Origin of the sequence: Novosphingobium sp. ZN18A2 (assembly GCF_036784765.1) — a bacterium.
Taxonomy (GTDB): Bacteria; Pseudomonadota; Alphaproteobacteria; order Sphingomonadales; family Sphingomonadaceae; genus Novosphingobium.
In genome coordinates, this window is the sequence record NZ_CP136651.1 from 1,916,834 (window position 1) to 1,940,550 (window position 23,717).

Below are 23,717 nucleotides of genomic sequence, written 5' to 3' on the forward strand. Positions count from 1 at the left end.
CATACTTGGAATGGAAAACCCCGCGACGGGTGCGTCGAACGGGGAAATTGCCGACAGTTCGGCAGGGGATGGCGACCCTCTCAGTTTTCGCTGCCCCACAGCCGAGGACGGTCCCGCCGTCACGGCACTGATCGCGGCCTGTCCGCCGCTCGACCGGAATTCGGCCTATTGTAACCTGTTGCAATGCAGCGACTTCGCGGAAACCTGCGTCGTCGCGGAGCAGGGCGGCAGTATCGTCGGGTGGATCTCCGGATATCGCCCGCCAGAGCGCCGGCACGAGTTCTTTGTCTGGCAGGTCGCAGTCTCCGCCGCCGCGCGCGGGCAGGGGCTTGGCGGACACATGCTGGACGAACTGATCGCAAGGCCCGCCTCCGCAGGCGTGACCGACCTGATCACGACCGTCACGGCCGACAACCAGCCGTCGCGCGCCATGTTCGCGGGCTTCGCCCGGCGCCATGGCGCAGAGCTCACCGAAGAGCCGCGCTTCGAGGAAGAAGCCCATTTCGCAGGGGCGCACGCAACCGAATACCAGTTGCGCATAAGCCCCATCAATTCGGCATCCCGCACCACGCGGTGAGGCCAGTAAAGTACGGAGCAAATACCGTCATGACGATGAAGCCCCAACCCACTCGCATCCGTCCCGATACGGATATCTACAAACGTCGCGAATCCACCGTTCGCAGCTATTCCCGCTCAATGCCGCGTCAGTTCGACAAGGCGCTGGGCTCGTGGCTCTACAGCAACGACGGTGGCCGCTACCTGGACTTTCTCGCCGGTTGCTCGACGCTCAACTACGGGCACAACCATCCGGTTCTGAAGGACGCGCTGCTCGAATACATCGAAAGCGACGGCATTGCCCACGGGCTCGACCTGCACACCGATGCCAAGGAACGTTTCCTCAAGACGCTGGAAGAGGTGATCCTCAAGCCGCGCGGGCTTGATTATCGCGCGATGTTCACCGGCCCGACCGGCACCAACGCGGTCGAAGCCGCGATCAAGCTGGCGCGCAAGGTGACGGGCCGCGAAATGGTGATCGCCTTCACCAACGGCTTCCACGGTATGACTCTGGGCGCGCTGGCCTGCACCGGCAACGCGCAGAAGCGCGGCGGTGCGGGTGTGCCGCTGAGCCATGTCAGCCACGAACCGTTCGACGGTTATTACGGTCCTGACGTGGACACTGCCGACCTGCTGGAACAGCGTCTTGCCGATCCTTCGAGCGGTCTCGATGCGCCTGCCGCGATCCTGGTCGAAACGGTACAGGGCGAGGGCGGCCTAAACGCCGCGTCGCCCGAATGGCTGCGCAAGGTGGCGAAGATTGCCAAGCGTCACGGCGCCTTGCTGATTGTTGACGATATTCAGGCCGGCAGCGGCCGTACCGGCAGCTTTTTCAGCTTCGAAGGCATGGGGTTCGTGCCCGACATGGTCACGCAGGCCAAGTCGCTTTCCGGCATGGGCCTGCCTTTCGCTCTCACGCTTGTGCGTCCCGAGCTGGACCAGTGGACGCCGGGCGAACACAACGGCACCTTCCGCGGCAACAACCATGCTTTCGTTACCGCCGAGGCGGCGCTGCGCCATTTCTGGAGCGACGACAGCTTCGCGCGCGACATCAACCGCCGCGCCGGCATCCTTGAGGACCGGCTTGGCCGGATCGCCAGGCGCCATGATCTCCAGACTCGCGGCCGTGGCATGATGCGCGGCGTGGTGATGCCTTCGGGCGACGCCGCCGACGATGTGACGTCAGCCTGCTTCGACCGCGGCCTTATCATCGAAACCAGCGGTGCGCATGACGAGGTGGTGAAGGTTCTTTGCCCGCTCACCATCGACGATGCCGAACTGGGCGCCGGGCTCGACATTCTTGAGGAATGCGTGAGCGACGTGCTCGCTCCGGCCCTTGCCGTCGCCGCAGAATAATAAGGAGTTACACCATGATCGTCCGTGATCTTAAAGACATTCGCAATTCCGATCGCAATATCAAGTCGAAGGGCTGGGAAAGCGCCCGTCTCCTGCTGAAGGGGGACGACATGGGCTTTTCCTTCCACGTCACCACGCTCTACGCCGGTGAAAAGCTGGAAATGCACTATCGCAATCACCTTGAAGCCGTGCTGATCCTGAAAGGCACCGGCACGATCGAGGATCTGGGCACCGGCAAGACGCACAAGCTTTCGCCGGGCGTGATGTATGCGCTGAACGAGCACGACAATCACATCGTGCGTCCCGAAACGCAGATCACCTGCGCCTGCGTGTTCAATCCGCCGGTGACCGGCAACGAGGTGCACGACGAGACGGGCGCCTATCCCGCCGATCCCGAGGCAACGCCGGAAACGGCTGACGCCTGATAAGGTCTTGAATTCGAATTATTCGGTAACGCGATGACAGATTATTATCCGTCCCGCGTCGCGGCGCAGCCCCGGATGCTGCCGCGCGATTACCCGGTCGTGCATTCGGCCTGGGATTCCTCGGCACCACTCAGTGCCGGGCAGACCGCGCAATTCGACCGCGACGGCTATCTTGTGCTGGAGGACGTCTTCTCGTCCGGCGAGATCGATTTTCTCCAGCGTGAAATGAGTTCGATCCTTGCCGATCCGGCAAGGCTCGACGCCGAAACCGTGATCAGCGAGCCGGATGGCAAGGAAATCCGTTCGGTCTTCGCGATCCATGACCAGAACAGGCTGATGGCGCGCCTTGCCGCCGACGAAAGGCTGGCAGGCGTCGCCCGCTTCCTTTTGGGCGACGAGGTCTACGTCCACCAGAGCCGGTTGAACTACAAGCCGGGATTCTTCGGCAAGGAGTTCTTCTGGCACTCGGACTTCGAGACCTGGCACGTGGAAGACGGCATGCCCAACATGCGCGCGCTTTCCATGTCGGTGCTGCTGGCGGAAAACACGGTCAACAACGGTCCGCTGATGCTGATCCCGGGGTCGCACAGGATCTTTGTGTCCTGCATCGGCGGGACGCCCGAGGACCATTACAGGATGTCGCTGAAGCGTCAGGAATTCGGCATTCCAGACGAACTCACTCTTGCAGAACTCGCAGCAGACAAAGGGATCGTCGCGCCCACGGGGAAACCCGGGACGGTCGTGATCTTCGACTGCAATACGATGCACGGGTCGAACGGAAACATAACTCCGTTCCCGCGTGCGAACGCGTTCTTCGTCTACAACGCGGTCTCCAACAAGGTCACGGCGCCATTCGGTGCCGACCGGCCGAGGCCCCGTTTCGTTGCGGCGCAGGACGCGAACCCGATCGCGCCCGTCAGGGGCGATCTCAGAGGGGAAATGGCAATATGACCGGACATAGTGTTGAAAAGATCGGCGGGACTTCGATGTCCGCCACCGCAACCTTGTTCGACAACGTCCTGATCGCAGGGCGCAAGGGGGCGGACCTTTATAACCGCATCTTCGTCGTTTCGGCCTATGCCGGGATGACGGACCTTTTGCTCGAGCACAAGAAAACCGGCACGCCGGGCGTCTATGCCCGCTTCGTGGACGAAGACGACGATGCGTGCTGGCGCGAAGGCATGGAAGCCGTGCGCGAGGCGATGCAGGCCCGCAACGCGGAAATGTTCGCCCGCGACGAAAGCCGGGCAAAGGCGGACGCCTTCGTGGACGAGCGCATCGGCACCATCGCCGCTTGCCTTGAAGACCTTGACCGGCTTCGCGGCCACGGTCGCTTCAGCCTGAGCGAACAACTGCTTACGGTGCGCGAACTGCTTGCGGGGCTGGGCGAAGCGCACAGCGCGCATTCGACCACGCTGTTGCTGAAAGAGCGCGGCGTGAACGCGGTGCTGGTGGACCTGACGCTGTGGGACCAGGACGACCTGCCCACGCTAGACCGCCGGATCGAGGAAGCTTTCAGCGGCATAGACCTTTCCGCGCAAATGCCGATCGTTACCGGTTATGCCGGTTGCAGCGAAGGCATGGTGAAGCGCTATGCCCGCGGTTATTCCGAACTCACGTTTTCGCGCATCGCGGTGCTGACCGGCGCGCGCGAAGCGATCATCCACAAGGAATTCCACCTGTCGAGCGCCGATCCCAGGCTGGTTGGCGAGGACAAGGCGCGCAAGATCGGCCGCACGAACTATGACGTGGCGGACCAGCTTGCGAACCTTGGCATGGAAGCCATTCACCCGCGCGCGGGCAGGGGGCTTCGACAGACGGAAATCCCGCTGCGCGTGCGCAACACCTTCGATCGGGAAGACGGTGGCACGCTGATCTGCGGCGATTATGTTTCCGACACGCCGCGCGTGGAAATCGTCACTGGCGTCAGCACGATCCACGCCCTGCAGTTCTTCGAACAGGACATGGTGGGCGAAAAGGGCTATGACGCAGCGATCCTGAAGGTCATCGCGAAATACAGCGCCTGGATCGTCAGCAAAAGTTCGAACGCGAACACGATCACGCACTATCTCACGGCGGACAGCCGCACGGTGGCGAAGATCGCGGAAGAGCTGCGCGATCTCTATCCGGGTTCTGCCGTTTCCACGCGGAAGCTTTCGATGGTCAGCGTGATCGGAAGCGACATCTCGCGCCCCGGCCTTGCGCAGGAAGCGTTGAAGGCACTGGCGGACGAGAACATCTCGATCCTGGCGTTGCAGCACCAGATCCGGAACGTCGATATCCAGTTCGTTGTCGAACCGGAATCGTTCAAACCCGCGATCCGCGCGCTGCACCGGGCGCTGGTCGAGGGTGAGGACGACGTGCTAGCGGAAAAGCAGGCCGCCTAGCTTAGGACTCGCACACCATGCTCACCGCCATCCTGCCGGTACGCAGCCTGCTGCTGGCAATCTTCATGCTGATGGCGGGGAGCGGGGTGCTTCCCACCCTTATCGGGCTGCGGCTTGAAAAGGCAGGGAATGGCACGCTTGCCATCGGTGCGGTGGCGACCGCGTATTTCCTGGGGTTGACGGTCGGCGCGATGCGGGCCGGGAACTGGGTGAAACGCGTGGGGCACGTGCGCTCCTTCGCGGCTTTCGTGTCGGTCTTTTCGGCCAGCACGCTTGCTTATGGAATATACGTTTCGCCCGTCGTCTGGGGCGCTTTGCGCGCGGTCGACGGGTTCTGCGCGGCGGGTGTGTTCGTGTGCCTGGAAAGCTGGCTGAACGAGCGCGCCTCTCCCGAAACGCGCGGCGGCATCCTGGCGGGTTACATGATCTGCCTCTATTTGGGGCAGGCGGTGGGGCAATACCTGCTCAACCTGGGCGGCGTGTGGCCTGCATTGCCGTTCGTCGTTGCCTCTATCCTGATCTCGCTGGCCGCCGTGCCGGTCCTCATGACCCTGATCCCGGCACCCGAAATCGCGGAAAATACGCCGTTTTCCCTGAAACGCCTGTACAGCGCCTCACCGCTGGGTCTCGTCGGTGCGACTGTAACCGGTGTGATGCTGGGGGCATTCTATGGCCTTGCAGCCGTCTATGCGCGGCGGCTTGGCATGGGACTGGGGCAAACCTCGCTGTTCATGAGCGCGGTAATCCTTGGCGGCGTTGCGCTGCAATGGCCGCTCGGCTTTTTGTCCGACCGCCTTGACCGGCGTAGTGTGATCGTCGCGGTCCTGATCGGGACGGCGTTCTGTGCGTTCGCCGTTGCCTTCACCACCACCGGCGGCGCCATGTTGCTCGGCCTTGGCGCGCTGTTCGGCGGGCTGAGCTTCGCGCTCTATCCGTTATGCGTCGCGCACACCAACGACCACCTCGAACCCGACGAACGCGTTGGCGCGAGCGGGGGGCTTGTCCTCCTCTATTCGGCGGGCGCGGCACTGGGGCCGATGGCGGGCGCAACCGCAATGTCTGTGCTGACGGCGTCCGGCCTGTTCTTCTTTATCGCGGCCTGTGCGACGGGCGCAGCCATATTCGGCCTTTGGCGCCAGATCACCTCGCCGCCCGTGCCGGTCGACGAACAGCAGAGCTACCAGATCCTGCCCCGCACCACGCCCGTGGCTGCAACCCTTGACCCCTATTCGCCCGAAGAGGGCATGACGGAGTGATCCCATGAGCAACTTTGCTCCCACCACCGCCATAACCGGCGATCCCGAACGCGATGCAACGCTGCGCCGGGCGATCGCGGCGTCGGCCATCGGCAACGCAACCGAATGGTTCGATTACGGGATCTATTCCTACGGCGTTGCCTATATCTCTGCCGCGCTGTTCCCGGGAACCACCGAACAGGCCACGCTCTTCGCGCTGGCGACGTTTGCGATCTCGTTCCTGATCCGGCCGCTGGGCGGGCTGTTCTGGGGGCCGCTTGGCGACAAGTTCGGCAGGCGGTCCGTGCTTGCCGTCACGATCATCGTGATGGCTGCCGCAACGTTTTTTGTGGGGCTTATTCCGTCTTACGAGCGGATCGGGTTCTGGGCGCCGCTGACGCTGATCCTGCTGCGCATGATCCAGGGCTTTTCAACCGGCGGGGAATACGGTGGTGCCGCGACGTTCATGGCCGAATACGCACCCGATGACAGGCGCGGGCTTGCAGGCAGCTTCCTTGAGGTGGGAACCCTGGCCGGGTTTTCCGGCGGTGCGCTGCTGATGCTGGGCTTCTCGCTCGCCTTCGGGGATCAGGCGATGTTCGATTGGGGCTGGCGCCTGCCGTTCCTCGTTGCCGGGCCGCTGGGGCTTGTCGGTATGTATCTGCGAAGCCACCTGGAAGAGACGCCGGTGTTCAAGCAGGACCATGAGCATGAGCGTGAATCGCACGGGCTTGCCCACCTGTTGAAGCACTATTGGCGGCAATTGCTTGTGCTGGGCGGTCTGGTGGTCGCCCTGAACGTCGTGAACTACACGCTTCTCAGCTATATGCCGACCTATCTGCAACGCCGCATCGGCCTGACCCAGGACGAGGCGCTGGTCGTCCCGATCCTGGGCATGCTGTTCATGATGGTGGTGCTGCCGTTCGCAGGTTCGTTGTCCGACCGGGTCGGGCGAAAGCCGATGTGGCGCTTTTCCCTTGTCGGGCTGTTCCTGCTTGTCGTGCCGCTATACCTGTTGATGGAACAGGGGCTGGTTGGTGCGATCATTGGGTTCATGCTGCTGGGCCTGCTTTATGCACCCCAACTGGCGACGATTTCGGCGACATTCCCAGCGCTGTTTCCAACCCCGGTCCGCTTTGCCGGCTTTGCAATCGGCTATAACGTCGCCACGTCGCTGTTCGGCGGCACCGCGCCCGCCGTCGGCAGTGCGCTGATCACCGAGACCGGCAACGAGCTCATGCCCGCCTATTACATGATGGCAGCCTGCGTCGTGGGTGCCATAGCCCTTCGCTTCATGCCCGAGACGGCGGGCGTGTCGCTAAGCGATATCGGCCACGAAAAGAAAACAGCCTGATCGGGCTTTTCGGGCCGGGGGAGGGCGACGCCGGCGCGCTCGCCTATCCCGCGGCAAGCGCCACTTCGGGCTGGCTCTGGCTGAGGTGCTCTACAATTGCCGGATGAAGCGGGCGCTGAAACTGCACGCCTACGATGGAATCTTCGGCCCAGCGAACTTCGCCCGCCCAGGATTCCATCCCGTCCAGCTTGATGGTCACGAAGTTTCCGGGTTCCGCCGAACCCGAAAAAAGGTCGATCTTGCATCCATGTTCGGAGATGTCGATCAAACGCCCGCCGATGCGGTTGTACCTGTTGTTACGGATGACGGCTTCCGCGCCAAACGGTTTGCGCTCGCTCTGGCGATGCACAAGTTCCCTTTCGGGCAGGTTCGGCTGCTCATCGGGCTCCATTGAAGATAGGCTCCGCTGCATGGACTTCGGTCGTTTGAACCAAATCCTATCCAGATCGGATCAATTTTCGGTAAACCCGCGTTTTCTCGCGGAGAGTGCGCTTGATCAGAAAGTGAGGGTTCGGATCAATTGGCCCGCGGGCAAAGAGAGGAATTGGCGGACAGGGTGGGATTCGAACCCACGGTGAGCTTGCACCCACGGCGGTTTTCAAGACCGCTGCCTTAAACCACTCGGCCACCTGTCCGTCTGCGCGAGGCCCGATGCGGCTAGCCGGTTGCGTTCGCTTTGTCACCAGCCAGAATGCGATAAGCCGTGCGTTTTGGCGGTAATGGGGGATTCCCAATTCCGTGCACCTGTGCGACACTCCGTTCCATGTCGATTTCCGGTAGATTGTCGTTCGTTTTCAAACTTTTTCTGGCGTTTTCGGGCGGCTTGCTCCTCTCCGTGCCGGCAGCCGCGCAGTCAGGCGACGAAGAAGCCGGGTTCCAGGGTTACCTCCAGCTTCTGGCGGCAAAGGCTCGCAGCGAAGGGGTGAGCGAGCAGACGATTTCGCGCGGACTTGCGGGCCTGACGTTCAATCCCAGGGTGATCCAGCTTGACCGTTCCCAGCCCGGGGGAGGGCCGCAAACGGCGATTCCGCCTTTCGCGCCTTATCTGCGCCGGCATGTCGATGCCGCTCGAATCCGCGGGGGGCAGCGAGAATATGCGGCGGCGATGGGTATGCTTTCGGGAATTGAGCGGCGCTATGGCGTGCCGGGTGAGATCCTTATCGCGATCTGGGGGCACGAAACGAATTACGGCAGTTACACTGGCGATTTTGATCTGCTGCGTTCGCTTGCCACGCTGGCCTACGAAGGGCGACGGCGCAAACTCTTCTCAACCGAGTTCATCGATGCGCTGAAGATGATGGACCGCGGTGTGCCGCGATCGCGACTGGTGGGAAGCTGGGCTGGCGCGTTCGGCAATCCCCAGTTCCTGCCAAGCGTTTATCTCCGCGTTGCGCAGGACGGCAATGGCGACGGATTTGCCGACATCTGGAACAACCGGGCAGACACCCTGGCATCCATCGCGAATTATTTCCGCGACGCGGGCTGGCGTCCGGGAGAGCCTTGGGGAATCGCCGTCAATGTGCCCGACGGCCTTGACCGTGCGGCCCTGGCGACGAAGTTGAACAGCCCGCGCTGCCCGCGCGTGTTCGCAAGGCACAGCCAATGGCGCACGATGCGCGAATGGCGCGCGCTCGGGATCGTTCCGCAAAGCGGGCGCTGGCCCGCCGATAACGTGATGGCAACACTGCTGGAACCGGACGGTCAGGGACAAACTGCCTATCTGCTAACCGGAAATTATCGAGTTATCCTCGATTATAACTGCTCCAATTTTTATGCATTGTCTGTGGGGCTGCTTGCCGATGCCATCCGCCAATAGGCCATATCCGATCGTTTCTATCGCCATCGCCATTCTTGCGGCCGCCGTTCCGGCCAGTGGCGCAATCGCCGCGCCGGCGCAGGCCGGTTCGCCCGGAGCGACCGGTCCGGCAGCCGATTATCCGGTGGTAATCGGCGATCCTTACGTGATCGACGGCAAGACGTTCACGCCCGCCGACACGATGAATTACGACGCGGTCGGCTATGCCATCGAGGACGATCAGGGGGCGACGGTCGATGCCGCGCATCGCACCCTGCCGCTGCCGAGCTATGTCGAGGTCACGTCGCTGGAAAGCGGCCGCACGATCCTGGTCCGCGTTACACGTCGCGGACCGATGCACGGAGACGTTGTTCTGGGCCTTTCCGCCGGTGCGTGGAAACAACTGGGGCTATCGAATGCGGAAAAGGCGGCGATCCGTGTGCGGCGGGTCAATCCCCCGGAAGCGGAACGCGCCATGCTGCGGCTTGGCAAAACTGCGCCAGAGCGAATGGAAACGCCGCCGGGGCTGTTGAAGGTGTTGCGCCGCCGCCTGGGCGATTCTGGCGGGGCAATACTAAGCGGACCGGCCCAACCGGCACCGAAATCGGCCGCGACCAGCGCCACCGCGGCGTCGGCCCCGGTTCCGGTTTCGGCAGGGAACCCACCCGTACCAACCGCTCCGCAAGGAAAGTCGCTTTCACCGGCGGCGAAAGCCGATGTATCCGCCGAGAAGGCAAATCCCGCCCGTGCCGGGAAGGTGTCGCGCGCGCAGGCGCCAGCCTTGAAGCCGGCGCCTGCGGTCAAGCCTGAGGGCGATTCCCCAAAACAGAAATCGCCCGGCGACGAAGGCCAATCGAAGTCCGAAAAGGTGGCTGAAACGCCTTCGGCCAAGGCGCCGGGCACAAAGCCCGATTCGTCCCCTTCCGTGGAAAAGGCGATGCACCGATGGACGGTGCAGGTGGCCACTATGTCGACCGAGGCGCGCGCGAAAGTCGTGGCAGCCAAGGTTAACGGGTCCGTGTCACCGGCCGGAAAATACTGGCGTGTGCGCATGGGGCCGTTCACTACAAGGGACAAGGCGGACGCGGCGCTGGCGAAGGCGCGCTCGGCAGGTTATGCGGACGCAAGGGTCCTGACCGAGCGTTAGCATCGTCCGGTGAAGTGAGCGGGGCCCGGAATCTCGGGGAAGCCGCTTGACCAGACTAGCCGCCGCATTGCTGATTGCCGTTTCCGCGGCCTTGCCTGTTCGCGCTGCCGCACCGGAGGCGTTGACCTCCACGCCGGATGAGGAATTCAGGCCGACCGCGCCGATTGCCTTGATGGTGGACATGAGTTCGGGCGAAACGCTGTTTTCCCGCCAGCCCGACAGGCGATTTGTGCCGGCATCGCTGACCAAGATCATGACGGCCTATGTCGCGTTTGAACTGATCGACGAAGGCAAGCTTGACCCGCAACAGCGCTTCACGATGAGCAATGCCGCGTTTCGCAAATGGCACCGGGTTGGCAGCACGATGTTCCTCGATCGGGGGAGCAGCACGACGGTCGAGGATCTGCTGATGGGAATCGTAACCGTTTCCGCGAACGACGGGTGCATCGTGCTGGCGGACGGAATTGCCGGGTCGGTGCCGAAATTCACCGCCATGATGAATGCCAAGGCACGAGAGCTTGGCATGACGAACAGCCATTACCACACGCCCAACGGGTGGATGGACCAGGGGCAGACCTATGTAACCGCGGGCGATCTGGTCAAGCTGGCGCGCGCGATGATTACGCGGCATCCCAGGCTCTATCGGCACTATTTCGGCCATGAGACGATGACCTTCAATGGCATCGAACAGCGCAACCACAATCCGATCTATGGCCACGTTGCAGGAGCGGACGGGGTGAAGACGGGCTTCACCAATCAGGCGGGATACGGCTTTGTCGGCTCTGCGGAACGCAATGGCCGGCGGTTGTTGATGGTGCTGGCGGGAATGGACAGCGGAAGCCGTCGCCGCACGGAAGCGCGCGAATTCATGGAATGGGGCTTTCATGCCTGGAAAACCCGGCCGCTGGTGGCGCAAGGCGGCGAGGTCGGCCGGGCGATCGTGCAGGGCGGTGATAAACGGACCGTGCCGCTCGTCGCACCGCAGGCTTATACAACCACGGTGCGGCGCGGACAGACCTCAAATCCGGTGATTTCGATACGGTACGATGGCCCCCTGCGCGCTCCCGTCAAGCAGGGGGCAACAGTCGCGACCATGGTCGTGAAGCAAGCGGGGCAGCCGGAGATCGACCTGCCGCTTGTCGCCGGAAAATCCGTGGCCGCGGGCGATACGTTCGACCGCATTCGCGACGGGCTTGCCACTCTGGTCGGTGCGTGATGGGGGTCGGCGCATGACGGGGCGTTTCATCACGTTCGAAGGTGGTGAAGGCGCGGGCAAGTCCACCCAGGCGCGTCTGCTTGCCGCCGCGCTGAAGGCGCGCGGACAGGACGTTGTCATCACGCGCGAACCGGGCGGTACGCCCGGTGCGGAAGCGATCCGCGAACTGCTGCTTTCCACCGAGGGACCGGGATGGCGCGCGCGCGCCGAGGCTCTGCTGTTCGCCGCGGCGCGATCCGATCATGTCGAAACGCTGATCCGCCCGGCGCTGCAGCGCGGAGCTTGGGTGGTCTGCGACCGCTTCATCGATAGCAGTCGCGCATATCAGGGCGGGGGAAGCGGGTTATCGGATGCCGATATCCTTGAACTGCACCGGATCGGCAGCGAGGAGTTGTTGCCCGACCGAACGGTCTTTCTCGCCGTTTCACCGGATGAAGCGGACAGGCGCCTTGCACTTCGCGACGGAAACAGCGCTGACAGGATCGGCGGCCGTGAAAGCGATTATCATGCGCGTGTGGACAAGGCGTTCCGGACTTTTGCCGCGCAAGACCCCGCGCGTTTTGTCGAAATAGAAGCCGACGCCGAACCGGAAGCGGTCCATGCCCGCATCATGTCTGCTCTGGCGGGATTGCTGCCGTCATGACGCGACTGTTCGGCCATGAGGACGCCTGGCGTGAATGGCATTCGGCGCAAAAAGGCAGCCGGATGCATCACGCGTGGATTCTTTCGGGGCTTGAAGGTCTGGGCAAGGCGACATTCGCGATGCAGGCCGCGGCCGACTATGTCTCGGTTCCCGGCGTGTCGCAGCCGGAATCCGATGCACATCCCGATATCAACGTGCTGGAGCGCCTGCCCGCCACCGAAGATGACGCAAAACGGCAGGCCGAGGGCAAGCCGTTCGCAACCAGGCGCAGCATCGCTGTCGACCAGGTGCGACAGATGCAGCGGCGGCTTACCACTCGGCCCACGCTTGGCCCCAGACGCGCGCTGGTGATCGATTCGGCCGACGATCTTGAAAAGAGCGCGGTGAACGCTCTCCTCAAAAGTCTTGAGGAACCGCCCGAAGGCACGGTCTTCCTGTTGGTTGCGCATCGCATCGGGCGCCTGTTGCCTACGGTCCGTTCACGGTGCCGCATTCTGCGGTTCCATCCACTGGGACCGGCCGATCTCGAACGAGTGGTCGACGGAGCAATGCCGGGCATCGAGCCGAGGGAGCGCAAGGCCGCGCTTGCCTTCTCCGGCGGTTCGCCCGGCGCGGCAATCGCATTTGCGGTGCACGACCTTGGCAAGGTCTACGATGTGTTCGAACGGCTTGCGACGCATGGCGATGCCGATTTTTCCCAACGCGCGCTCCTATCGTCCGCGCTTGGACAGCGGCCCTCACGCGACAGGCAGTTGGCGGCAATAGAGGCCGCGCGCATGGTGCTGGTCGAACGATTGCGCGAAGCGGACGAGGCGACGCGGCTGCGGATTGGCGATGCCCACGCCGCCCTGGTGCGGCTTGGCGCGCAAGCGACGACGTACAACTTCGATGCATCGCTGCTCTTGCTGGAAATCGGCGGGTTGCTGGCATCGGTAGGGCGCTCTAGGGAGGGCGCTCGATAGCCACAGACCGAAAGTACACGGCCCGATGGGCGAACCCTACTATATCACCACCGCGATCAGCTATCCCAACGGCAAGCCGCACATCGGCCATGCCTACGAAGCGATTGCCGCCGACGTTATCGCGCGCTTCCACAGGGCGTTGGGACGCGACGTGTTTTTCCAGACAGGCACGGACGAACACGGCCTGAAGATGGCGCAAAAGGCGCGTGAACTGGGCAAGACTCCGGCACAGCTCGCTAGTGAAATGTCGCAATATTTCATAGATATGTGCGCTGCATTGAATGTCGGTTACGATAACTTTCAGCGTACTACGGAAGACCGCCATCATCGCGCCAGCCAGGAAATCTGGCGGCGTATGGAAGCGAACGGCGACCTCTATCTCGATCGCTATGAGGGATGGTATTCGGTCCGTGACGAAGCCTATTACGATGAAAGCGAGTTGATCGAGGGGGAAGGGGGTGAAAAGCTCTCACCCCAGGGAACGCCGGTCGAATGGACGGTTGAGGAAAGCTGGTTCTTCCGCCTGTCGAAATACCAGGAACCGCTGCTAGCGCTTTACCGCGATCATCCCGCGTTCCTGAAGCCGGACAGCCGCCGCAACGAGATGATCGCCTTCGTGTCCGCCGGGCTGCGCGACCTTTCGGTTTCGCGCACCAGTTTCGACTGGGGCGTTAAGGTGCCCGGAAGCGAAGACCACGTGATGTACGTGTGGGTCGACGCGCTGACAAACTATCTTACCGGGCTGGGCTGGCCCGATGAAGCAGAAGCCTTTTCAAAGTGGTGGCCTGCAGACCTCCACCTGATCGGCAAGGATATCGTGCGCTTTCACACGGTCTATTGGCCGGCATTCCTGATGAGCGCCGGGCTTGAGGTTCCAAAGCACGTGTTCGGGCATGGTTTTCTGCTCAACCGGGGGCAGAAGGAATCGAAATCGCTCGGCAACGTGACCGATCCGCTGGCGCTGGCGGAATCGTTCGGTGTGGACGCGCTGCGCTATTTCCTGATGCGCGAAGTGGCCTTCGGACAAGACGGCAGCTATTCGCCGGAGGCGATCGTCCTTCGCTGCAACGCAGAGCTGGCAAACAGTTACGGCAACCTTGTTCAGCGCGTTTCATCCATGATTTTCAAGAATATGGATGGGAAACTTGCGACGTTTGAATCCAGGCCGGAGGATGACGAACTCCACGCCAGGGTCGCAACGGCTTGTCGCAACGAGCTTCCCCGCGAATTTGCCGCGCTGAATTTCTCGACGGGCATCGATGCATGGATGCGCGCGGTTTTCGCCTGCAACCAGTACATTGACGAGCAGGCGCCCTGGACCTTGCGCAAGACAGATCCGGAACGGATGCGCGCCGTGTTGCTTACCCTGTATATGGCTATCCGCGATCTCACCATTGCCATCGCGCCGGTCGTCCCGGCCAGCGCGGCGCGTATTCTGGATCAGCTGGGCATCCCGGCTGACGAGCGCGTCTATGCGGCGTTGGCCGACGCGGAATGGTATGCGCGGCGCGTGGCCCAAGGTGAGGCACTTGCGGCCCCGTCACCGGCATTCCCGCGACTGGAACTCCCGTCCGAGGAAGCGACTGCCTGATGCTGATCGATTCCCACTGCCACCTCAATTACAAGGGTCTCGTCGAAAACCAGGCGGGCGTGCTGACCCGTGCGCGCGAAGCCGGCGTTACGGGAATGCTGAACATCTCGACGCGGCAAAGCGAGTGGGAGGCCATCGTCGCCACCGCACGGCGCGAACCCGATGTATGGGCCAGCATCGGCATCCACCCGCACGAAGCGGATGGCCATCCAGACCTGGGCGCGGCCGCCTTGCTGAAGGCGGCGGACGATCCGAAGGTGATCGGGATCGGGGAAACCGGGCTCGATTATTATTACGATCATTCGGACCGTGACGCGCAGCGCGCGTTGTTTCGCGTTCACATCGGCGTTGCGCGCGAAACGGGCTTGCCACTGATCATCCACACGCGTGACGCGGAAGACGATACCGCCAGTATCCTTGCCGAGGAGATGGAGAAGGGGGCCTTCCCGGCGTTGATCCACTGCTTCACTGCGTCCGCGGGGTTCGCGGCCAAGGTGCTGGATATGGGATTGTCCATATCGCTTTCGGGAATCGTAACCTTCAAGAATGCCAAGGACTTGCAGGCGGTTTCTGCGGATGTGCCGGAAGACCGGCTGCTGATTGAAACAGACGCGCCGTTCCTGGCCCCTGTTCCGCATCGCGGCCAGGTTTGCGAACCGGCATTCGTTGCCGATACTTGCCGCTTCGTCGCCGGTCTGCGCGGCGTTGAAAGCGATGCACTTGCTGAAAAGACAGCGCGCAACTTTGCGGGACTTTTCAAGAAAGCCGGCTTGTGAAGTTGATCATGCTCGGCTCGGGCACGTCGACAGGCGTGCCGCGGATCGGCAACGACTGGGGTGATTGCGATCCGGCGGAACCGAAGAACCGCCGCACGCGCGTGTCGATAATTGTGGAAGGCGACGACGGCGCTCGCCTGCTCGTCGATACGTCACCCGACTTGCGCCACCAGCTGCTGGCCAACGATATCGACCGGATCGATGCGGTGTTCTGGACCCACGATCATGCAGACCACTGTCATGGCATAGACGACCTGAGGCCGTTTCGCTTCGGTCGGTCGGCGCCTTTGCCGGGGTATGGGGTCACCGAAACCGTCAGGCGACTGCGCAATCGCTTTGGCTATGTATTTGCAGGGCAGCACGGCTATCCGACGATCTGTTCCATCGACAACCTCGATCGTTTGAAGATGATTGGCGGGATGTCCGTTGCGCATTGCGTTATGCCGCACGGTCCTGCGAAATCGACCGGATACCGCTTCGAACAGTCTGGCAAGTCTATTGGATATGCCACTGATTTCAGTGCGATAACCAGTGAGATGGTCACTTTGTTCGAACGATGCGACCTTCTGGTTGTCGATTCACTTCGGCGCTTGCCGCATCCAACGCATGCTAATCTGGAAATGGCGCTGGAACTGGTCGAGGCATGCCGCGCAGGACATGCGATCCTGACGCATCTCGACAAGTCTATGGATTATGCGACCTTGTGCCGGGAATTGCCGGCGCATGTCGAGCCGGGATACGACGGGTTGCAAAGGATCGTTTGAACATGTCGCCATGGCTTCAGATCACCGCCTTGGCGATGGCTCTGGTGATCGTGCTTGGCGGTTTCCGGTACCGGCGGATGCGCTTTGAAAGCGTAGCCTGGATGTCGGTGGCGTGGTTGGTGATCATTATCGTTGCAGCGCTGATTTTCACGCGGTTTGGCTGGTAGGGGGCATTGCACCCTTCTCGTTGGACGACCACCCGCTCTTTACATAATACTTATTATCATCCTTATTTGCCCAAGGAATGAGAGGGCGCCTGGCGGCCCCTCTCGGTCCCCTATCGACTAAAACCGATCGAACAATCGCCACGCGGCGGACGGGATCATCCCAGCGTTGCCTGCGCTGCGGCCAGGCGCGCGATCGGCACCCGGTATGGCGATGCGCTGACGTAATCGAGCGCGACCTTTTCGCAGAACGCGATGCTGGCCGGATCGCCGCCGTGTTCTCCGCAAATGCCCAGCTTGATGTCCGTTCGCGTCTTGCGACCGCGTTCCGCCGCCATTTCGACCAGCTGGCCGACCCCGTCGATGTCAAGGCTGACGAACGGATCGCGCGGGTAAATGCCCTTTTCGACGTAAGGCCCAAGGAACTTGGCCGCATCGTCGCGGCTCACACCCAGCGTCGTCTGCGTCAGGTCATTGGTGCCGAACGAGAAGAAACGCGCTTCCTGCGCGATTTCGCCTGCCATCAACGCGGCACGCGGCAGTTCGATCATCGTGCCGACCATATAGTCCAGCGTGTGGTCCTTTTCGGCAAACACGTCCTTCGCCACGCGATCGACAAGCGTTTTCAGGATTTCCAGCTCACGCTTCGTCGCGACCAGTGGGATCATCACTTCGGGCACGATCGCTTCGCCGAATTCGTCTGCGACATCGCAGGCCGCCTCGAAGATCGCGCGGGCCTGCATCTCGTAGATCTCGGGGAACGTGATGCCGAGGCGACAGCCGCGATGGCCCAACATGGGGTTGAATTCGTGCAGTTCACCCGCGCGCCGCTTAAGGTGATCGACACCCAGACCGGTGGCTTCCGCCAGTTCCTCGAACTCCTCGTCACCCTGCGGCAGGAATTCGTGAAGCGGCGGATCGAGCAGCCGGATGGTGACCGGCAGGCCGCGCATCACTTCGAAGATCGCGGTGAAATCGGCGCGCTGTTCGGGCAGCAGCTTGGCCAGTGCGGCGCGGCGGCCCTCTTCCTTTTCGGCCAGAATCATCTGGCGCACGGCAAGGATGCGGTTCGCATCGAAGAACATGTGTTCGGTGCGGCAAAGGCCGATGCCTTCCGCGCCGAACTGGCGCGCAACCTGGCAATCGGCGGGCGTTTCGGCGTTGGTGCGCACTTTCATGCGGCGGTGCTTGTCTGCCCAGCCCATCAGCGTGCCGAAATCGCCGACGAGTTCGGGCTCGACCGTGGCCACCCGGCCCATCATCACGTCGCCGTTCGAACCGTCGAGCGTGATGACCTCGCCTTCCTTGATCTCGCGTCCGCCGATGCGCGCGGTGCGGCTCTTCATGTCGATCGACAGCGCCGATGCGCCGGAAACGCACGGGCGCCCCATGCCGCGCGCCACCACGGCCGCGTGTGACGTCATGCCGCCGCGCGCGGTAAGGATGCCCTTGGCCGCGTGCATCCCGTGAATGTCTTCCGGGCTGGTTTCCACGCGCACCAGGATCACCGCTTCGCCCAGTTCGGCGCGCTTTTCGGCGGTGTCCGCGTCGAACACGACCGCGCCCGATGCCGCGCCGGGCGACGCTGGCAAGCCGCGCGTCAGGATATCGCGCGTCGCTTCGGGGTCGAGCGTGGGGTGCAGCAACTGGTCAAGCGCCATCGGATCGACGCGCTTGATGGCCGTCGCTTCGTCGATCAGCCCTTCCCCGGCCATGTCCACCGCCATCTTGAGCGCGGCCTTGGCGGTGCGCTTGCCGTTGCGGGTTTGCAGCATCCACAGCTTGCCCTGCTCAACCGTGAATTCGATGTCCTGCATGTCCTTGTAATGCTGTTCCAGCAGCTCGAACACGTGGGCAAGCTCGGCATAGGCGTCGGGCATCGCCTCTTCCATCGAGAGCGGCTTTGCATTCGCCGCCTCGCGCGCGGCCCTGGTCAGGTATTGCGGGGTGCGGATGCCGGCGACAACGTCCTCGCCCTGCGCGTTGACCAGCCATTCGCCGTAATAGGCCTTTTCGCCGGTCGCGGGATCGCGCGTGAAGGCAACGCCGGTGGCGCTGGTTTCGCCCATGTTGCCGAACACCATCGCCTGCACGTTCACCGCCGTGCCCCAATCGGCCGGGATATCGTTCAGCCGGCGATAGACCTTCGCGCGCTCGCTTTCCCAGCTTTCGAACACCGCGCCGATCGCGCCCCAAAGCTGCGCGTTCACATCCTGCGGGAACGGGCTGCCCTGCTCGTCCTGGACGATGGCCTTGTATTCCTTGACCAGCTTCTGCCAGTCTTCAGCCGACATCTCAACATCGGCGAAGTAGCCATTGTCTTCCTTGGCAATTTCTAGCGCATCTTCGAAGCGGTGATGGTCCAGCCCCAGCACCACGTCGGAATACATCTGGATGAACCGGCGATAGCTGTCCCACGCAAAGCGCGGGTCGCCCGAACCGGCGGCCAGCCCTTCCACCGTTTCGTCATTAAGGCCCAGGTTCAGCACGGTATCCATCATGCCCGGCATCGAGACACGCGCGCCCGAACGGACCGAGACCAGCAGCGGGTTCTTCGCATCGCCGAAGGTGCGCCCGGTGGCTTTTTCAACGTGCTTTACGCCCTGCTCCACCGCGGCGCGCAGCGCATCGTCGAAGGTCTTGCCGTTCTGGTTGTAGAGCGTGCAGACTTCCGTGCTGATCGTGAAGCCCGGCGGCACCGGCAGGCCGATAGAGGCCATTTCGGCAAGGTTTGCCCCCTTCCCCCCGGTGATCGTCTTGTCGCGTGAGCGAGGATCGTCGCTGGTCGCGCCGCCGCCGAAGTGGAATACGTATTCGTTCATTTTTCCGGGCCGTTTCCTGATGAAGTTGACGGTGTTGACGGTTCCCTGGGGAGCGGTTGTTCAGCCTTCGATACGGCTGAAATCGGCCACTTTGTGCACTGCAGCACGAAAGCGGTCAAGCAAGGCGAGGCGCGCGGCGCGCTTTTCTTCGTCGGCGTCGTTGACGGTGACGGAATCGAAGAAAGCGTCAATCGGGGCGCGCAGCGAAGCGAGCGCTTCCATCGCGGCGGTAAAATCTTCCGCGGCCACGGCCGCGTCGGCGCGGGGTTCGGCGGTGTCGAGAGCGTCCATCAGCGCCTTTTCCGCAGGTTCGGGCGTGTAGGACAGGGGATTCGTCATGCCAGCGGACGCTGGCATCGCTGCCGGAGACGCGCCCCCGCCCGAGACCCCAGCTTCCGCTGGGGTGACGGTGGAGGATGGGTAGTCTTCCTTCTTCAGAATGTTCGCGGCGCGCTTGTATCCGGCGAGCAGATTGGTGCCGTCTTCGGTGCCGATGAAGGCTTGCAGCGCATGGACGCGGGCGAGCAGGCGGACGAGATCGTCTTCCCCACCGAGCGCGAAGACCGCGTCGATCAGATCGTGGCGGACGCCTGCTTCGCGTTGCTGGACCTTGAGGCGGTCGGCGAAGAAGTCGAGAAGGTCCATAGTTGCTGCCTTGGACCGGATCATTATCAAACTAGCCTGTTCATTAGACTGTTTGGTCGCAGCTTCGATCAACGGATCGAACATCTCGCGCCAACCGAGTGCTGTTCGCAATTTTGCGATAGAATCGACAGTCGGCCAAATTCGAGCAAGCGGCGATATTTGCTCACGAAACCCGACGTTTGACGCGGCGAATAGCCCGGCCAGCAACAGAGGGAGTCTAATGTCGTTGGATTGAATTACCGAGAGGAAGCCTATCGCTGCACGACGCAATGCGAACGGGTCTTTAGAACCGCTAGGAGGCATTTCACCATAGAAGAACCCAGCCAACGTATCCAGCTTATCCGCCAGCGATACCGCCACCGTCACCGGCGCAGTGGGCACTTCGTCGCCCTGCCCCACCGGCTTGTAGTGATCGCGGATCGCGTCGGCCACTTCGCCGGGCAAGCCCTCGGCGCGGGCGTAATAGCCGCCCATCAGGCCTTGCAGTTCGGGAAACTCGCCGACCATTTCGGTAACAAGGTCCGCCTTGCACAGGCGCGCGGCCTGTTCGGCCATGTCGGCCAGTTGTTCTTTCGTCATGCCAGCGGAAGCTGGCATCGCCGTCGGTTGCGCGCTGCCGGCAGCGGTCCCGGCTTTCGCCGGGACGACGATATCGGATTCCACCAGCCAGCGCGCCAGCTTGGCCACGCGCTCCACCTTGTCGGCCACGGTGCCCAGCTTCTCGTGGAAGGTGATGCGTTCCAGCTTCTTCGCCTGCTCGGCCAGCGGCACCTTGCGGTCCTGGTCCCAGAAGAAGCGCGCGTCCGAAAGGCGGGCGGCCAGCACCTTGCGGTTGCCGTCGACGATGGCCGTACCGCCGTCGATCGCGTCGATATTCGCGGTGCAGACGAAGGCGTTGGCCAGCTTGCCCTGCTTATCCTCGCACACGAAATACTTCTGGTTGACGCGCGCGGTGAGCTGGATGACCTCGGGCGGAACCTCAAGGAAGTCCTCTTCGAAACGGCCGAGCATCGGCACCGGCCATTCGGTCAACCCCGCATTCTCGATGACCAGCCCTTCGTCCTCGACCAGCGTGAGGCCGGCCTCGCTGGCCACTTCGCGCGCACGGTCACGGATCAGCGCTTCTCGCTCTGCATGATCCACGATCACGTGGGCCTGCCGCAGCTTGTCCGCATAGTCGTGCGCGCCGTCGATCACGACATCACCCGAATAGTGGAAGCGGTGGCCGCGCGTGACCTGGCCGGACGCGATGCCGCCCACCTCGCATTCGACCACGTCCTGATCCAGCAGCGCGACGATGCCCGAAAGCGGGCGCACCCAGCGCAGGCTTTCGGTCGAAAGCGATGCCGCGCCCCAGCGCATGGACTTCGGCCACGGAAACGCGCGCACGATCGCAGGGATCGCTTCGCCCAGAACGTCTCCGGTCTGGCGTCCCGGCTTTTCGGTGACTGCGAAGAACGTTGGCCGCCCCTTCACGTCGCGCACTTCCAGCTGGTCGCGCGTTACGCCGTTCTTGCGGCAAAACCCTTCCACGGCCTGGTCCGGCGCGTCGGCGGGCGGCCCCTTGGCCTCTTCGCTGACGGCTTCGGTCGCCCTGGGAAGATCGCGCGCGATCAGGGCAAGGCGGCGCGGCGTGGACCACACCGCGACCTCACCCACCGCAACGCCCGCCGCGTCCATTTCCTTGCGCAGCAGCTTTTCAAGATCGGCCCGCGCGCCGGCCTGCATCCGCGCGGGGATTTCCTCGCAGCGCAATTCAAGGAGGAAATCAGACATGATTTCCTCCGCAGCCCGCGCGCAGGCGGGGGCCGTGTTCATCGCTCACAACGATCCCGGCTTTCGCCGGGATCACGGAATTTGCGCCCTGCATCACTTCGTCCACCCCGGATATTCGCTTTCCCAGCGCGGAAGTTCCTTTGCCATGTAAGCCTCGCACGATCCGCGCGCGAGGTCGCGCACGCGGCCCATGTAGCTGGCGCGTTCCTGCACGCTGATCACGCCGCGCGCCTGCAGCAGGTTGAACAGGTGGCTCGCCTCGATCGCCTGTTCGTACGCGGCGATGGGCACATTGTTTTCAAGGCAGAGCTGGCATTCGGCCTCTGCCCGGCGGAAACCTTCGAACAGGCTTTCGGTATCGGCGACCTCGAAGTTCCACTTCGACATCTGCTTCTCGTTCTCGAGAAACACGTCGCCATAGGTCACGCCGTGATTGTTGAAGGCCAGGTCGTAAACGCTGTCCACGCCCTGGATATACATCGCCAGCCGTTCAAGGCCGTAAGTCAGCTCGCCCGCCACCGGCTTGCAATCAAAACCGCCCATCTGCTGGAAATAGGTGAACTGCGTCACTTCCATCCCGTCACACCAGACTTCCCAGCCCAGCCCCCAGGCGCCCAGCGTGGGCGATTCCCAGTCGTCCTCCACAAAGCGGATATCGTGCAGCAGAGGATCGATGCCGATTTCGCGCAGGCTCTTCAGGTAAAGCTCCTGCAGGTTTTCGGGGCTTGGCTTCAGGATCACCTGGTACTGGTAATAGTGCTGAAGCCGGTTGGGGTTTTCGCCATAGCGGCCGTCGGTCGGGCGGCGGCAGGGCTGCACGAACGCCGCGTTCCACGGCTCCGGCCCCAGCGCGCGCAGCGTGGTGGCGGTGTGGAACGTGCCCGCGCCCATGCGCATGTCATAAGGCTGAAGGATCAGGCAGCCCTGCTCGCTCCAGAACGCATGGAGGCGCAGGATCATGTCCTGCAGGCTCAGCACCTTCCTGCCGGAAGAACTGACAGTCGTTTCGGCGACGCTATTCATAGGCCGCCGCCTTTGGCGGATGGAAGCGGGCAAATCAACTGTAAGGCGGCCCGAATTCCCCCGCATCGCGCCACATTCGAACAAAAGGCAATGCTTCGTTCACGCCAAGCTGCTAGGCACCGGCCCCATGAGGATCCCGTTTCTTGCGCGCGCCATCGCCGCGTTCACCGCCGTCAGCCTTTCCGCAACGCCCGTTCTCGCCCAGACGCAGACGCTTCCCGCCCCGGTATCGCCCACGCAGGTTCCCGCTGCGGACAAAGAGGTTTCCGCACCGCTGCATCCCGCGTTGTGGGTGGTGAAGGACGATGACACCACGATCTATCTGTTCGGCACGATGCACGTGCTCAAGCCCGGACTGAACTGGTTCAACGGCCCGATTGCGCGCGCGCTGGACAATTCGGGCCAGCTTGTCACCGAAATCCTCGACCCGACCGGGGCCGACACGCAATCGGCCGTCCTTTCCCGCGCGGTGCTGCCCGCGGACAAGGATCTGCGCACCATGATGGATGACAAGCAGCGCACCGCTTACGAAGCGCTGCTGGCCCGTATCAAGCTGCCGTCCGCCGCCTTCGACCGTTTCAAGCCGTGGTATGTGGCGGTGGTGCTGTCCTCCCTGCCGCTGATCAAGCACGGGCTCGATCCGAAAAGCGGAGCCGAGGCGCTGCTGGAAAAGAAGGCGCGCGAAGACGGCAAGCCCCAGGGCGCGCTGGAAACGGTCGACTATCAGCTGGGCCTGTTCGATTCGCTGCCCTACGATGCGCAGCTTGCCTATCTTTCGGCGGTGGTGGACGAATACGACCAGGTGGTTCCGCAGATCGACGCGCTGGTAAAGGCATGGGGCAACGGCGATGCCGAGGCGCTTGCCAAACAGATGAATTCCGACATGGACGATCCGCGCCTGAAACAGACCTTGCTGATCCAGCGCAACGAACACTGGGCGAAATGGATCGCCGAACGCCTGGCAAAACCCGGCACCGTGTTCGTGGCGGTTGGCGCCGGGCACCTTGCGGGCGACGGCAGCGTTCAGGACCAGCTCAAGGGTCTGGGAATCAAGACCGCCCGCGTGCAATAGCACCGATCC

21 protein-coding genes and 1 tRNA gene are annotated in these 23,717 nt (G+C 62.7%); 17 read left to right on the forward strand and 5 right to left on the reverse strand.

Features of this window, described 5'->3' with window-relative positions; translation table 11 throughout:
- The first annotated feature begins 10 nt into the window (after window positions 1-10).
- The 7 genes from ectA to RXV95_RS09250 are packed head-to-tail and all read left to right on the forward strand — an operon-like array spanning window position 11 to window position 7,312.
- The gene (gene ectA, locus RXV95_RS09220; RefSeq protein ID WP_338465758.1) at window positions 11-577 is read left to right on the forward strand and encodes a diaminobutyrate acetyltransferase; all 567 of its coding nucleotides are present in this window, start codon (window positions 11-13) and stop codon (window positions 575-577) included.
- A 29-nt stretch (window positions 578-606) separates the two neighbouring features.
- The gene (gene ectB / locus RXV95_RS09225; protein WP_338465759.1) at window positions 607-1,911 is read left to right on the forward strand and encodes a diaminobutyrate--2-oxoglutarate transaminase; all 1,305 of its coding nucleotides are present in this window, start codon (window positions 607-609) and stop codon (window positions 1,909-1,911) included.
- A gap of 14 nt (window positions 1,912-1,925) precedes the next feature.
- Window positions 1,926-2,336: an ectoine synthase gene (locus RXV95_RS09230; RefSeq protein ID WP_338465760.1), complete on the forward strand. Its 411-nt coding sequence runs from the start codon at window positions 1,926-1,928 to the stop codon at window positions 2,334-2,336.
- Window positions 2,337-2,369: 33 nt separating this feature from the next.
- Window positions 2,370-3,287, forward strand: a complete 918-nt coding sequence (gene thpD / locus RXV95_RS09235) for an ectoine hydroxylase (protein WP_338465761.1) — start codon at window positions 2,370-2,372, stop codon at window positions 3,285-3,287.
- Window positions 3,284-4,723, forward strand: a complete 1,440-nt coding sequence (locus RXV95_RS09240) for an aspartate kinase (RefSeq protein ID WP_338465762.1) — start codon at window positions 3,284-3,286, stop codon at window positions 4,721-4,723. Before thpD ends, RXV95_RS09240 begins: the two co-directional genes overlap by 4 nt.
- Window positions 4,724-4,740: 17 nt before the next feature.
- Entirely contained in the window at window positions 4,741-5,979 is a 1,239-nt protein-coding gene (locus RXV95_RS09245) for an MFS transporter (protein ID WP_338465763.1), read from the forward strand.
- A gap of 4 nt (window positions 5,980-5,983) precedes the next feature.
- Window positions 5,984-7,312 (forward strand): MFS transporter, encoded by a 1,329-nt coding sequence (locus RXV95_RS09250; RefSeq protein ID WP_338465764.1) that lies wholly within the window; start codon window positions 5,984-5,986, stop codon window positions 7,310-7,312.
- A 43-nt stretch (window positions 7,313-7,355) separates the two neighbouring features.
- On the opposite strand, the gene RXV95_RS09255 is transcribed toward RXV95_RS09250, so the two are convergent.
- Both RXV95_RS09255 and RXV95_RS09260 read right to left on the reverse strand, forming a co-directional pair.
- Window positions 7,356-7,703: a PilZ domain-containing protein gene (locus RXV95_RS09255; protein ID WP_338465765.1), complete on the reverse strand. Its 348-nt coding sequence runs from the start codon at window positions 7,701-7,703 to the stop codon at window positions 7,356-7,358.
- A gap of 154 nt (window positions 7,704-7,857) precedes the next feature.
- Window positions 7,858-7,947, reverse strand: a tRNA-Ser gene (locus RXV95_RS09260).
- Window positions 7,948-8,135: 188 nt separating this feature from the next.
- On the opposite strand from RXV95_RS09260, the gene RXV95_RS09265 reads away from it, so the two are divergent.
- Genes RXV95_RS09265 through RXV95_RS09305 form a run of 9 tightly spaced genes read left to right on the forward strand, consistent with a single transcriptional unit; the run spans window position 8,136 to window position 16,373 of the window.
- Window positions 8,136-9,128 carry a lytic murein transglycosylase gene (locus RXV95_RS09265; RefSeq protein ID WP_338468541.1) on the forward strand — a complete coding sequence of 331 codons (993 nt, stop codon included), beginning with the start codon at window positions 8,136-8,138 and terminating at the stop codon, window positions 9,126-9,128.
- The gene (locus RXV95_RS09270; protein WP_338465766.1) at window positions 9,112-10,254 is read left to right on the forward strand and encodes an SPOR domain-containing protein; all 1,143 of its coding nucleotides are present in this window, start codon (window positions 9,112-9,114) and stop codon (window positions 10,252-10,254) included. The genes RXV95_RS09265 and RXV95_RS09270 overlap by 17 nt, the downstream gene beginning before the upstream one ends.
- 46 nt (window positions 10,255-10,300) lie before the next feature.
- On the forward strand, window positions 10,301-11,470 hold the full coding sequence (locus RXV95_RS09275) for a D-alanyl-D-alanine carboxypeptidase family protein (RefSeq protein ID WP_338465767.1): 1,170 nt from the start codon (window positions 10,301-10,303) through the stop codon (window positions 11,468-11,470).
- A 13-nt stretch (window positions 11,471-11,483) separates the two neighbouring features.
- Complete coding sequence (gene tmk, locus RXV95_RS09280) at window positions 11,484-12,113, forward strand: dTMP kinase (RefSeq protein WP_338465768.1); 630 nt, start codon at window positions 11,484-11,486, stop codon at window positions 12,111-12,113.
- A complete protein-coding gene (locus tag RXV95_RS09285) occupies window positions 12,110-13,075 on the forward strand; it encodes a DNA polymerase III subunit delta' (RefSeq protein WP_338465769.1) in 966 nt (321 codons plus the stop codon). The genes tmk and RXV95_RS09285 overlap by 4 nt, the downstream gene beginning before the upstream one ends.
- A 25-nt stretch (window positions 13,076-13,100) precedes the next feature.
- The gene (metG, locus tag RXV95_RS09290; protein ID WP_338465770.1) at window positions 13,101-14,666 is read left to right on the forward strand and encodes a methionine--tRNA ligase; all 1,566 of its coding nucleotides are present in this window, start codon (window positions 13,101-13,103) and stop codon (window positions 14,664-14,666) included.
- On the forward strand, window positions 14,666-15,442 hold the full coding sequence (locus RXV95_RS09295) for a TatD family hydrolase (protein WP_338465771.1): 777 nt from the start codon (window positions 14,666-14,668) through the stop codon (window positions 15,440-15,442). Before metG ends, RXV95_RS09295 begins: the two co-directional genes overlap by 1 nt.
- Complete coding sequence (locus RXV95_RS09300) at window positions 15,439-16,206, forward strand: MBL fold metallo-hydrolase (RefSeq protein WP_338465772.1); 768 nt, start codon at window positions 15,439-15,441, stop codon at window positions 16,204-16,206. Before RXV95_RS09295 ends, RXV95_RS09300 begins: the two co-directional genes overlap by 4 nt.
- A 2-nt stretch (window positions 16,207-16,208) precedes the next feature.
- Entirely contained in the window at window positions 16,209-16,373 is a 165-nt protein-coding gene (locus tag RXV95_RS09305) for a hypothetical protein (protein WP_338465773.1), read from the forward strand.
- Between the two features lie 155 nt (window positions 16,374-16,528).
- Here the strand turns inward: RXV95_RS09305 and ppdK are convergent, their stop codons facing one another.
- The 3 genes from ppdK to RXV95_RS09320 form a co-directional block, all read right to left on the reverse strand.
- Window positions 16,529-19,192, reverse strand: coding sequence for a pyruvate, phosphate dikinase (gene ppdK / locus RXV95_RS09310; RefSeq protein WP_338465774.1), 2,664 nt, complete (start codon window positions 19,190-19,192; stop codon window positions 16,529-16,531).
- Between the two features lie 60 nt (window positions 19,193-19,252).
- Window positions 19,253-21,613, reverse strand: coding sequence for a glycine--tRNA ligase subunit beta (gene glyS / locus RXV95_RS09315; RefSeq protein ID WP_338465775.1), 2,361 nt, complete (start codon window positions 21,611-21,613; stop codon window positions 19,253-19,255).
- Between the two features lie 93 nt (window positions 21,614-21,706).
- On the reverse strand, window positions 21,707-22,636 hold the full coding sequence (locus RXV95_RS09320; RefSeq protein ID WP_338465776.1) for a glycine--tRNA ligase subunit alpha: 930 nt from the start codon (window positions 22,634-22,636) through the stop codon (window positions 21,707-21,709).
- 127 nt (window positions 22,637-22,763) lie between these two features.
- Between RXV95_RS09320 and RXV95_RS09325 the strand changes: the two genes are divergently transcribed.
- A complete protein-coding gene (locus tag RXV95_RS09325) occupies window positions 22,764-23,708 on the forward strand; it encodes a TraB/GumN family protein (protein ID WP_338465777.1) in 945 nt (314 codons plus the stop codon).
- Window positions 23,709-23,717 lie beyond the last annotated feature (9 nt).